General features: G+C 61.9%; 11 protein-coding genes. 9 read left to right on the forward strand and 2 right to left on the reverse strand.

Annotated features, from left to right (window positions below):
• The first annotated feature begins 71 nt into the window (after positions 1-71).
• From ACQY5R_RS17870 to modC, 3 genes are read left to right on the forward strand one after another with little or no spacing between them, the layout of a single operon-like run.
• Positions 72-332 carry an RnfH family protein gene (locus ACQY5R_RS17870; protein WP_428610636.1) on the forward strand — a complete coding sequence of 87 codons (261 nt, stop codon included), beginning with the start codon at positions 72-74 and terminating at the stop codon, positions 330-332.
• Positions 333-367: 35 nt separating this feature from the next.
• Entirely contained in the window at positions 368-1,042 is a 675-nt protein-coding gene (gene modB / locus ACQY5R_RS17875) for a molybdate ABC transporter permease subunit (protein ID WP_428610638.1), read from the forward strand.
• The gene (gene modC / locus ACQY5R_RS17880; protein WP_428610639.1) at positions 1,039-2,112 is read left to right on the forward strand and encodes a molybdenum ABC transporter ATP-binding protein; all 1,074 of its coding nucleotides are present in this window, start codon (positions 1,039-1,041) and stop codon (positions 2,110-2,112) included. The genes modB and modC overlap by 4 nt, the downstream gene beginning before the upstream one ends.
• 170 nt (positions 2,113-2,282) lie before the next feature.
• On the opposite strand, the gene ACQY5R_RS17885 is transcribed toward modC, so the two are convergent.
• Positions 2,283-2,726 carry a PaaI family thioesterase gene (locus tag ACQY5R_RS17885; protein ID WP_428610641.1) on the reverse strand — a complete coding sequence of 148 codons (444 nt, stop codon included), beginning with the start codon at positions 2,724-2,726 and terminating at the stop codon, positions 2,283-2,285.
• A 249-nt stretch (positions 2,727-2,975) separates the two neighbouring features.
• Between ACQY5R_RS17885 and ACQY5R_RS17890 the strand changes: the two genes are divergently transcribed.
• Positions 2,976-4,463 (forward strand): phospholipase D-like domain-containing protein, encoded by a 1,488-nt coding sequence (locus ACQY5R_RS17890; protein WP_428610643.1) that lies wholly within the window; start codon positions 2,976-2,978, stop codon positions 4,461-4,463.
• 21 nt (positions 4,464-4,484) lie between these two features.
• Here ACQY5R_RS17890 and ACQY5R_RS17895 read toward each other — a convergent pair whose 3' ends face one another.
• On the reverse strand, positions 4,485-5,939 hold the full coding sequence (locus ACQY5R_RS17895; protein ID WP_428610645.1) for a sigma 54-interacting transcriptional regulator: 1,455 nt from the start codon (positions 5,937-5,939) through the stop codon (positions 4,485-4,487).
• A gap of 211 nt (positions 5,940-6,150) precedes the next feature.
• Between ACQY5R_RS17895 and ACQY5R_RS17900 the strand changes: the two genes are divergently transcribed.
• The 5 genes from ACQY5R_RS17900 to ACQY5R_RS17920 form a co-directional block, all read left to right on the forward strand.
• A complete protein-coding gene (locus ACQY5R_RS17900) occupies positions 6,151-7,926 on the forward strand; it encodes a bifunctional alpha/beta hydrolase/class I SAM-dependent methyltransferase (RefSeq protein ID WP_428610647.1) in 1,776 nt (591 codons plus the stop codon).
• A gap of 2 nt (positions 7,927-7,928) precedes the next feature.
• Positions 7,929-9,257, forward strand: a complete 1,329-nt coding sequence (locus tag ACQY5R_RS17905) for a dual specificity protein phosphatase family protein (protein WP_428610648.1) — start codon at positions 7,929-7,931, stop codon at positions 9,255-9,257.
• Complete coding sequence (locus tag ACQY5R_RS17910; protein ID WP_428610649.1) at positions 9,250-9,861, forward strand: CDP-alcohol phosphatidyltransferase family protein; 612 nt, start codon at positions 9,250-9,252, stop codon at positions 9,859-9,861. Before ACQY5R_RS17905 ends, ACQY5R_RS17910 begins: the two co-directional genes overlap by 8 nt.
• Positions 9,858-10,787, forward strand: a complete 930-nt coding sequence (locus ACQY5R_RS17915; RefSeq protein WP_428610650.1) for a phosphatidate cytidylyltransferase — start codon at positions 9,858-9,860, stop codon at positions 10,785-10,787. Before ACQY5R_RS17910 ends, ACQY5R_RS17915 begins: the two co-directional genes overlap by 4 nt.
• 16 nt (positions 10,788-10,803) lie before the next feature.
• On the forward strand, positions 10,804-11,138 hold a 335-nt coding region (locus tag ACQY5R_RS17920; RefSeq protein ID WP_428610652.1), incomplete at its 3' end, for a lysophospholipid acyltransferase family protein.

Genomic DNA, 11,138 nt, shown 5'->3' on the forward strand with positions numbered 1-11,138 from the left:
GGCTCGTCGCCGCAGGCTGGATGAGTCGACCACGGCCGCCGGCGAAGCGGCTTTGTAGGAGGTAGCGGAGCATGAATGTAGGCGTGGCGTATGCGGACCGATTCAAACAGGTCTGGCTCAAGCTGGAGGTACCGGACGGCAGTACCATCCGCCAGGCGATCGAACACTCCGGCCTGCTTAGGCAGTTCCCCGAGATCGACCTGGATAGCCAGAAGGTGGGTATCTTCGGTAAGGTGACTAAACTGGACGCGCCGGCGGAAGAGGGCGCGCGTATCGAGATCTATCGCCCCATCACCGCCGATCCCGAGCTGGTGGAACGGCGTGATACCTGATTCCCGTCCAGGTGCCCGGTTAGCGGGGTCCGATCATGACTGTTGACTGGCTAACCGTCTGGCTCACCGTCAAGCTGGCCACCACCACTACGCTGGTGTTGCTGCTGCTGGGCACGCCGCTGGCCTGGTGGCTGGCCGGTTCCCGAGCCTGGTGGCGGGAGCTGGTCGGCACCCTGGTGGCGCTGCCCCTGGTGTTACCACCGACGGTGCTGGGCTTCTATCTATTGTTGATGCTGGGGCCGGACGGACCGGTCGGAGCGGTGACCCAAACGTTGGGGCTCGGCACCCTGCCCTTCACCTTTCCCGGACTGGTGGTCGGCTCGGTGATCTACTCCCTGCCGTTCGTGGTGCAGCCGATCCGCAACGCCTTCGAGGCGACGGGCACGCGCCCGCTGGAGGTCGCCGCCACCCTGCGCGCATCCCCACTCAGGCGCTTTTTTACCGTGGCCATTCCGCTGGCCCGGCCCGGCTTTCTCACCGGAGCCGTTCTGGGCTTCGCCCATACCGTGGGTGAGTTCGGCGTCATTCTGATGATCGGCGGCAATATTCCGGGCCAGACCAAGGTGATCTCGGTTGCCATTTACGATCACGTTGAGTCGCTGGAGTGGTCCCAGGCGCACTGGCTCTCCGGCGCCATGTTGCTGTTCTCCTTCCTGGTGGTCTACACCATGTATCACACCGAGCGGCGGCTGCGTCGGGAGGGAATGTGAGTGATATCGAAGTCTCACTGGCCCACCGCCTGGGCGATTTCAACCTGGAAGTGGTGTTCAACACCCCGGCCAGCGGTGTCACCGCCCTGTTCGGTCACTCCGGCTCGGGCAAGACCAGTGTACTGCGTGCCATCGCCGGCCTGATCCGGGCGGATCACGGCCAGGTGCGGATCAACGGCGAGCGGTGGCAGGACCGGGGCTACTTCATGCCCACCCACCAACGCCCCCTGGGCTATGTGTTCCAGGAGGCCAGCCTGTTCCCGCACCTCTCGGTACAGCAGAACCTGGAGTACGGTTGGCGCCAGGTGCCGGCGGCAGAGCGCAAGATCGCCTTCGATAGCGCCGTGGATCTGTTGGGAGTCGGCCCTCTGCTGAAGCGGGCCACCCAGCGGCTGTCCGGCGGCGAACGCCAGCGGGTAGCCATTGCCCGGGCGCTGCTCACCTCACCCAGGCTGCTGTTGATGGACGAACCGCTCTCGGCGCTGGATCACACCGCCAAGCAAGCCATCCTGCCCTACCTGGAGTCGCTGCACGATGAGTTCGGCATCCCCTCGCTGTACGTCTCCCACGATCCCCGTGAGGTGGCGCGGCTGGCCGACCAAGTGGTGCTGTTGGACCAGGGCAAGGTGGTGGCTTACGGGGAAGCGGCGAACATGATGACGCGGCTGGATCTCTCCCTGGCCCGCTATGCCGAAGCCACCTCCATTCTGGAGGGGAGCATCTCGTCCCATGATCCAACCTTCCACCTGACCTGGATCGGCATGCTGGGCGGCCGGGTGGCCGTACCCCGGCAAGAGATCGCGGTGGGAAAACGGGCGCGGGTGGAGATCCAGGCGCGGGATGTGAGCCTGTCGCTGAAGGCCCATTCCGACACCAGCATTATCAACCTGTTGCCGGCCCGGGTGGTAGACACCCAGGAGATCAGCCCCAGCCAACTGCTGGTACGCCTGGCGCTGGAGGATGGTCAAACCCTGTTGTCGCGCATTACGCGACGCTCCGCCATGGCCATCGGCCTGCACGAAGGGTGCCGCCTCTATGCCCAGGTGAAGAGCGTGGCCCTGATCATCTAAGTCGGGTGATGGCTGGATCCTGTCGCACACTTCGGTTCAGTAGCCCAGCGTGGTTGCCCGGAGGCCGGCGCGATAATCGAGCCGGGCAGGCACAGGGGCCTGCCACTACCATTACCGCTGTTACTCGCTGGATTGGAGTTTGCCCGGAGGCGCGGAAAACGTGCCCAACCTTATTCGGAATAACCCAGGGCCTCTTGCAAACGGTGTTTACCCTTGACGAAGATACCGCTGCCGCGGGCCAGCTCCTGACCCCGTTCATTGTAGACAGTCGATTCGGCGATAAACTGGGTCCGGGTCTGGCTGACCACCCGGCCCTCCGAACGCATCTCTCCCGATGAAACCGGACGGATCAGGTAGGTGGTGAAGGAGGCGGTCAGGACAAAGAACTCCGGCTCCAACGAGCTGGCGGCAAAAAAGGCCGCATCATCCAGCATCTTGAAATAGACCGAACCGTGCACGGCACCTGCCGAATGGTGGAAATCCTCCTGCAGTTGGATAGAGATCTCCGCCCACCCCTCCGTAACCAGGATATCCGGTTGATAGATCCGGTTGATCGGGGCCGCCAGGTACATGCGCTGCAGAGCATGGTAATGCGGGGTCATGTCGATGGGCATCGTGCTGTCCTCTCTTGACGAGACATTCCGACTAAAACATTCAACCGTGTGCGGTGAAAAAGTCTATCAAACTACAGCCGGACAAACACTTGGAGCAGGCGTGGTGATTACCTCATAAATGAATGATGGTCTGCTTTATCAGCCACACCAAAAATCGGTAACATCTCCACACATGGGGCGGCTGCTTCTGCCGTCCGATCACGCTATGCTTGGTCCATTTAAAAAATAACCACCTCGAATTGGACATGGATGAACCGGATGGTCAACCGTTTTTCCCGCTTCCTGATAACCGCGCTACTGGTCGCGACGACCCCGGTCGCCTCTGCCGACCTGCAGATCACCGACATAGCGCACACGGCACAGGTCCAGCGTGGAAATAGTGGCGTCTATCTACTGGAGAAGGGTGAGCATTCACTGCTGGCCCGCGCCTGGCTGGCCGACAAAGCACGCCACTCAATCGATGTGCAGTATTTTATCTGGAGCACCGATAACATCGGCACCCTCTCCAGCGAAGCACTGCTGCGCGCCGCTGAGCGGGGCGTCCTGGTACGCATCCTTGTCGACGACCTGCTGATCGATGCCGAACCCCAGACCCTGCTGTCACTGGCTGCCCATCCCAATGTTCAGATACGCATCTACAATCCGCTGCACTCGGTCGGTGTCTCCCTGTGGCAAAGAGTATGGGGATTAGTAAGCGATTTCCGCGCCGCCAATCAACGCATGCACGACAAGAGCGTGATTTATGACCGATCGGTGGCCATTACCGGAGGTCGCAATATGGCCGATGAATATTACGACTACGATCACGATTACAACTTCCGTGACCGGGATGTCTTGCTGGCCGGTCCGGTAGTCGAGGGAATGCACGAGAGTTTCGAAAAATTCTGGGCACACCCGCTTAGCGTGCCCGTCGAAACACTGCTAAAAGACGAACAAACAACACTGACACCGCAGCAGGTCAGTGACTATCAGACCTGGTTACACAGCTATGCCCAAGATAAAACCAACTTCGCGCCGGCAGTTCGCCAAACCCTGGACAGTCTGTCAGGGCAGTTTCCCGTCATGCTCAATGCCATGCGCTGGACCGATATTGATTTTGTCAGCGATCAACCCGGCAAAAACCCCGGAGACCAGGGGTTAGGTGGTGGCGGAACCACCACCTCGGCGCTCATCAAACTGGTAGCCGGCGCCAAGCAGAGCCTCACCATCCAAAGCCCCTATCTGGTCATGCCTCCGGGAGGCCTGGAGCTGTTCAGAAAATTGATCGACCGTGGCGTTACGATACGGATCGTCACCAATTCACTGGCCTCCACCGATAATCTCCAGGCCTACTCCGGCTATGCCAACCAGCGGGAGTCATTGCTTGCCGCCGGGATTGAGATTTACGAATTCAAACCCGATGCAAAAATCGCCCAGGCGCTGCTTGCCCCCTCTGCGCCACCGACCCAAGCACAGCCACTCTTTGCCATCCATGCCAAATCCCTGGTGGTGGATGGGCGCGTGGCTTACGTCGGCACCTTCAACCTGGATCCCCGCTCGGCCAACCTGAACACCGAAGTTGGCGTACTAATTCGGGATCAAGCAATCGCCCAACAGGTCAAACGGGCCATCGAACAGGACATGCAACCGGAAAACAGTTGGCAAGCCGGCGTGGACGAGCCCGATGCAGATGTCGGCTTGATGAAACGGGTAAAACTCTGGTTCTGGCGGTTGTTGCCGCTGGAACCGTTGTTGTAAAGCGCAGTCTGCTATAGCCGTCTATTCAGGCATCTCGACGTATTTCTTTACCGTGCGACGATCCAACCCCGAGTGCCTGGCCACCGCCTCAAAGGTGCCGTAACGACGGAACAGCTGTCCGCAGTAACGGGCCATCAGTTCACGGGCGCTCAGCGCCAGATCATCGATCGGCGCGTCATCCACCGCCGCAAACGCCTGAGGCTCGATGCGCTGGGACAACAGACAGCGACGGATCACCTGTTCCAACTCCCGCACATTGCCCGGCCAGGGATAAGCGGCCGGCAGATCCCGCTGAATAATATGCAGCACTTGATCCAGCACCCGCTCGGCCGGACCGCCCAGCATGCGTTCCAGCAGCAGCCGCACCATCAGTGCCAGCTCGTCCGGCGACTCCTCCAGACGTTGACGCAGGGAAGGCATGTGCAACACCTGGGAACTGACCCGGTAGAAAAAATCATCCCTAAATGCGCCACTTTTTCGCAGCTCCGGCAACGACCGGTTGGTAGCGGCAATCAATCGCCCAGAGAAGCGTTTCTCTTCGTGGCTGCCCACCGGGGTGAAACGCCTCTCCTGCAACACCTTGAGCAGCTTGATCTGAACGGTAACGCTCACATCCCCGATCTCATCCAGAAACAGCGAACCGTAGTGGCTGCAGCGACTCAGCAGGCCCTTGTGGTTATCGACCGCGCCGGTAAAGGCGCCCTTGCGATGCCCGAACAGCTCCGACTCGATCAGGTTCTCCGGAAACTGGGAGAGGTTGGTGGCGATGAAAGCCTGGGTGAAGGCGGTCTTGAAGCCGCCGCTTTGGGGATCGAAAGGGATATAGCCGGAACGCCCGATCGCCGCGGCAGCGGCGCCCTTGCCGGTGCCGGTCTCACCCAGCAGTAGAGTCGAAAAGTCCTCCATGCGGTCCCACAGGTAGCGGTCATAGAGACGCGCATCCTCGGTAAACAGCAGATTCCACAAGCCGCGCCGGAGCGCCTGCATGGAGGGTGTGCGCCCCACGAGTGCCCGGTCGATAAAATAGTAGGCGCGGCGCAGTTGGAAAAAGAAACCGAAATAGCGCAGCGCCTCTCGACCGGAAAAACCGCCCCGCTCCAGTTCCGCCACCACAGTGGACGCGAACGGGACCGGCAGTGGTCGATCCGGCTGTGCCAGCTGCTGTTCGATATAGCTGTCCAGCGCCTCGGTACAATGATGGTAGGTCCGGAACAGCAGGCCGTGCTTGAGCCATTCGCGCTCCCTGCCGCTCAACTGCTGCAATCGGGTGATGCCGCGTTTCGCCAGACCGGACAACAATCGATCCAATGGCTCGGCGATCACGCTGAAATAGTGCCCGCCGACAGCCGGCCCTTCCAGATTCCCGGGTAAACCGGGGAAACGTACCGCCAGCAGCGCGGGATCGATGCTGAACGGATTACTGTAGATAGTCTCTTCCAGTTGCTGCAGAAACTGCCACTCTTGCTCTTCCAGCATGCCTCACTCCGTCAGTCGACTCATCGATCGAATTATACATATTATGTATATCATGCGCGCAATATTGCTTATCGCATCTGGATATCGACCAACAACAAATACCCGTATTAAATTTTATAGCATTGTATTTATTGATGTTTTTACAAAAAGAAAAAACTGGCAAGCGGGTTGCAATTGCTCTACTGCATATCAAAAAACAGGAGCCACAATTATGTACAGCGCACAAACAACCCTATCCGCCACTCCACAACAGGAAGCCCTCTCCGGCCAGGCGCGCCTGCGGACCTGGGACGACAGCGAACTCTTCTACCGCTACTGGCTGCCGGACGGCCCCTGCAGCGGCGCGATCATCCTGTTCCATGGCGGACACGAACACTCGGGCCGCTTTCAGGAGCTGGTAGAGCGACTGGATCTGCCGGACTACGCCATTTTCGCCTGGGACGCCCGCGGGCATGGCCACTCACCCGGGGAGCGGGGTTACGCCAATCACTTCCAGGACTATGTGCGCGATGCCGACACCTTCGTGCGCCAGTTGTCTGAGCAATACCGCATACCGCTGGAGAACATGGCGCTCATCGGCCACAGCGTCGGCAGCGTGATTGCCGCCACCTGGGTGAATGACTACGCCCCGCCGGTCCGCGCTATGGTGCTCGGTTCTCCTGCCCTGCGGGTCAAACTCTATATCCCCGCCGCCCTCCCGGGACTACGACTGCTGCAACGCCTGCGTCCGAACGCCTATGTCAACAGCTATGTCAAAACGGCCATGCTCACCCACAACCAGGCGGAAGCGGCAGCACGCGCGGCCGACCCGCTGATCTCGCCCCGTATCGCCGTGCGGGTTTTGACCAGTCTGTTCGACAGCGCCGAGCGGCTCATCCAGGGCGCGGCCGGCATCCAGACCCCCACCCTGATCCTCTCCGCCGGCAGCGACCGGGTAGTGCACCGGAAAGCGCAACAGCGCCTGTTCGACAACCTCGGCAGCCGCGACAAACAGATCCGCACCCTGCCCGGCTTCTATCACGAGGTGTTCCATGAACAGGAGCGGCACATTCCCATCGCCGAGGCCCGCACCTTCATCCTCCGCCAGTTCACCGGGCAACCGACCGGCGTGACCCAGATTGGCACCGGTCGCTGCAACCTGGATCGCTACCAGCGGCTGAAAAAGCCCCTCCGTCCCCGCTCACCTGCCTACTGGAAATTCCGCGCGATCCGGATCGGCCTGCAGACCCTGGGCCGGCTGAGCCGGGGCGTACGGCTGGGCTGGGAAAGCGGCTTCGATTCGGGCCGCACCCTCGATTACGTGTATGCCAACCAGGCCCGGGGGTTCGGTCCCCTGGGGCGACTCATTGATCGGCACTATCTCGACAGCGCCGGCTGGGCGGGGATTCGCCAGCGTCGCATACATCTTGAAACCCAACTGGACCAGGCGGTCGACGCACTCCGTCGACCGGACAAGCCGGTGCATATCGTCGACCTGGCCGGCGGCCCGGGGCGCTATCTGGTTGAGGTGTTGCGGCATCGCAACGACCCGGGCGTCAGCGCCGTCTGCCGGGACCGGGATCTGACCGGTCTGGAGGAGGGACGCCGACTGGCCCGGGAGTATGGAGTGACCCGGCTGGTGCACGAACCGGGTGACGCCTTCGATCCGGCCTCCATCGAAACACTGTCGCCGCGTCCGGACATCGTCATCGTCTCCGGCCTCTACGAACTGTTCAGCGACAACGCCCGGGTGCTGCGCTCGCTGCGTGCCATACACAGGCAGATGAGCCCTGGCGGCCGGTTGATCTTTACCAACCAGCCCCATCACCCACAGCTGGAGCTGATCGCCCGCACCTTGATCAACCGGGACGGCGATCCCTGGGTCATGCGCCTGCGCCCCCAGTCGGAGATGCATGAGCTGGTACGCCAAGCCGGCTTCAGGCCCGAGTCCCAGCTCATGGACGACAACGGCATCTTCACCGTCACCAGCGCCCTGAAGGAGGTCTGATCATGGACAGCCGGCCCGACACCCCAACGCAACGGGAGAAGCTGTTCTGGGCACTGGCGCTGGGCGGTCTGTTCTTCCTGGTCTACGGCGGCAGCAACAGCCTGAGCGCCGAACTGGACGGACTCCCCAGTCTCTACCTGCCTTGGGAATCCCGGATTCCCTTCCTCAGTTGGACCATAGTCCCCTACCTGTCGCTGGATCTGTTCTTTGTGCTCAGTTTCCTGTGGGTCCGGGACCGGCGGGAACTCCATGGCCATGCCGGCCGCATACTGCTGGCGCTGGGCATCTCCTGCCTGCTGTTCCTGCTGCATCCGCTGCAGTTTGGATTTGTCCGCCCCGAGGCCGGTGGCCTGTTTGGTCGGCTGCTCGACCTGCTCGCTTTCGACCTTCCTTACAATCAGTGTCCGTCACTGCATATCAGCCTGAGCCTGATCAACTGGCCGTTAACCCGGCGCATGGCGAGCGGCTGGGGCCGCCGCCTGCTGGGGCTCTGGTTCTGGCTGATCGCCCTCTCCACCCTGACGGTCTACCAGCACCACGCCATCGATCTCGTCGGCGGTCTGCTGGTCGGTCTGCTGGTCATGCACACCATTCCCCTGAACGAGGGGCCGAAGGCGCTGGTCAACCGCCAGTCGGCGCTAATGGCGGCGCGCTACGGGACGGCCGCCCTGGGCCTGTTCGCGCTGTCACTGACCCTTGAAGGCTGGACCTGGCTGCTGCTCTATCCCATGCTCAGCCTGGCGCTGGTGGCCGGCGCCTACGCCGGCGGCCGGGCAGATTTTCTGCAAAAACGCCGGGGCCGCCACTGCCCGGTCACTTGGGCGCTGTTCGCCCCCTACCTGATCGGCACCCGGCTAAGCTGGCACTACTACCGCGCCCGCATCGCGCCCTGGAACCACCTCAAGGACGGCATCTATTTCGGCCGCCGGCTCTCCCGTAGCGAGGCAACCCGCCTCAAGACGTTGGGCATCGCCGCGATACTGGACCTGGCCCCGGAAACCAGCAAGACCCGAAATTGGGACGACGTTGAATATCATCACATTCCCCTGCTCGACTTCGCCACGCCTGATCAGGCGGCGCTGCAAGCTGCCGTGCGACTCATCAGCCAACACCGCCGGGGGATCTACATCCATTGCCACCTGGGGCTTTCGCGTAGCGCCCTGGTAGCAATCGCCTATCTGATGAGCGAAGGCATGGATCTGGAGACGGCCCGCCGTTACACCCGGGAACACCGTTCTGGTATAGTGCTGGGCGATCATGCGCTGGATAGTCTGCAGACAGACGTCTGGCCCAAGGAAATTTTCATCAGGGAAGGAATCAATCATGCCTAGCATCTATGACCTCAAGCCGGCCTTCCAGGGTCTGCTCAGACCGATTTGCCGGCGCCTGGCGGCCCACGGCATCACACCCAACCAGATCACCCTGGCCGCCCTACTGCTCTCCCTGGCCAACGGCGCTGCCCTGGCCGGCTATCCCGGCACCGCCTGGCCGCTGCTGCTGCTGCCGGCGACACTACTGCTGCGCATGGCGCTCAACGCCCTCGACGGCATGCTGGCCCGGGAGCACCAGATGCAATCGCGCCTCGGGGCAGTGCTCAACGAACTGGGCGATGTGCTGGCTGATACGTTCCTCTATCTGCCCCTGGCGCTGGTGCCAGGCGTACCAGCTGCGCTGATCGTAGCGCTGGTATTTCTGGCCACTCTTAGCGAATTCGCCGGTGTCCAGGCGATCCAGATCGGCGCGACACGGCGTTATGACGGCCCCTTCGGCAAGAGCGACCGTGCACTGCTGTTCGGTGCCCTGGGCCTGCTGCTGGGATTGGATCTGCCCCCGGGATCCTGGCTGGCGCCGCTGCTGCTTGCGGCCGCCGTGCTGGCACTGTTCACCATTTTCAACCGGGTACGCAACGCCCTTTTGAGCGGGGAGGAGGCATGAATCCCCATCCCCATACTCTATGGGCGCTGGCCGGTATTTTCGGAGTGCTGCTGTTGGCCACGCTGGCGGTCCACCTGATCGAAAAAAGACGCCAACTCTCCGCGCCCGGGGAACTCTCGCTGCGCATCCGCTCCTGGTGGTTCATGGTCGGGCTGTTTTCCGCGGCCGTGCTGCTGGGCCCGATCGCCGCCACCTGGTTACTGGGGTTCATCAGCTTTCTGGCCTTGAAGGAGTACCTGTCCCTGATCCCGACCCGCCGCTCGGACCGGCGCGTGCTGTTCTGGGCCTACCTGACCATCCCCCTGCAGTACTACTGGGCGGCGACCGGCTGGTACGGCATGTTCATCATCTTCATTCCCGTTTACGCCCTGCTGCTGATCGCCGCACGCAAGGTTCTGATTGGTGAAACCGAGGATTTCCTGCGCTCCCTGGGTACTATTCACTGGGGCTTGATGATCACCGTGTTCAGCATCAGCCACGCCGCCTACCTGCTGGCCCTGCCGGGTGACACCGCGCCGGCCGGCGGCGTGGGGCTGTTGATCTATCTGGTGCTGTTGACCGAACTCAACGACGTCGCCCAGTATGTCTGGGGCAAGCGCTTCGGCAAGCGCAAGGTGGTACCCCGGGTCAGCCCCAACAAGACCTGGGCCGGGCTGATAGGCGGCACCGCCACGACCCTGCTGCTGTCGCTTGCCTGCGCGGCCTTCCTGACACCGCTCTCCCTGATCGAGGCGGCCGGCGCCGGGCTGATCATCGGCATCACCGGCTTCCTGGGTGATGTGGTGATCTCGGCGGTGAAGCGGGATATCGGCATCAAGGACAGCGGCAGCCTGCTGCCTGGACACGGTGGCATACTCGACCGAGTCGACAGCCTCACCTTCACCGCCCCGCTTTTCTTCCATTATCTCTATTACCTGCACTATTGACGCGAAGGATGGTTTCATGACCGGCTGGCCCAAACTGCTCTTCTTCACGCTCATCGTGCGCCCCCTGGTGCTGGTGATACTTGGCCTCAATATCCGCCACCGGGAACGGCTGCCCGGCGCGGGTCCGGCGATTGTCGTCGCCAATCACAACAGCCACCTGGACACCCTGGTGCTGATGTCGCTGTTTCCGCTCGGCCAATTGCACCGGCTGCGCCCGGTGGCCGCCGCCGACTACTTTATGCGCAACCCACTGCTGGCCTGGTTCGCCACCCGGGTGATCGGCATCATACCCATCAGTCGCAATAACCGGAACAACCACCAAGATCCGCTGGCGCCGGTACACGCGGCCCT

It is taken from the genome of Sedimenticola sp. (assembly GCF_050289425.1).
GTDB lineage: Bacteria > Pseudomonadota > Gammaproteobacteria > Chromatiales > Chromatiaceae > Sedimenticola.

Coding starts and splice junctions, on each gene's coding strand:
- ACQY5R_RS17915 (WP_428610650.1), top strand. CDS start 9,858: ATGAATCCCCATCCCCATACTCTATGGGCGCTGGCCGGTATTTTCGGA.
- ACQY5R_RS17900 (WP_428610647.1), top strand. CDS start 6,151: ATGTACAGCGCACAAACAACCCTATCCGCCACTCCACAACAGGAAGCC.
- ACQY5R_RS17885 (WP_428610641.1), bottom strand. CDS start 2,726: ATGCCCATCGACATGACCCCGCATTACCATGCTCTGCAGCGCATGTAC.
- ACQY5R_RS17890 (WP_428610643.1), top strand. CDS start 2,976: ATGAACCGGATGGTCAACCGTTTTTCCCGCTTCCTGATAACCGCGCTA.
- ACQY5R_RS17910 (WP_428610649.1), top strand. CDS start 9,250: ATGCCTAGCATCTATGACCTCAAGCCGGCCTTCCAGGGTCTGCTCAGA.
- modB (WP_428610638.1), top strand. CDS start 368: ATGACTGTTGACTGGCTAACCGTCTGGCTCACCGTCAAGCTGGCCACC.
- ACQY5R_RS17905 (WP_428610648.1), top strand. CDS start 7,929: ATGGACAGCCGGCCCGACACCCCAACGCAACGGGAGAAGCTGTTCTGG.
- ACQY5R_RS17870 (WP_428610636.1), top strand. CDS start 72: ATGAATGTAGGCGTGGCGTATGCGGACCGATTCAAACAGGTCTGGCTC.
- ACQY5R_RS17895 (WP_428610645.1), bottom strand. CDS start 5,939: ATGCTGGAAGAGCAAGAGTGGCAGTTTCTGCAGCAACTGGAAGAGACT.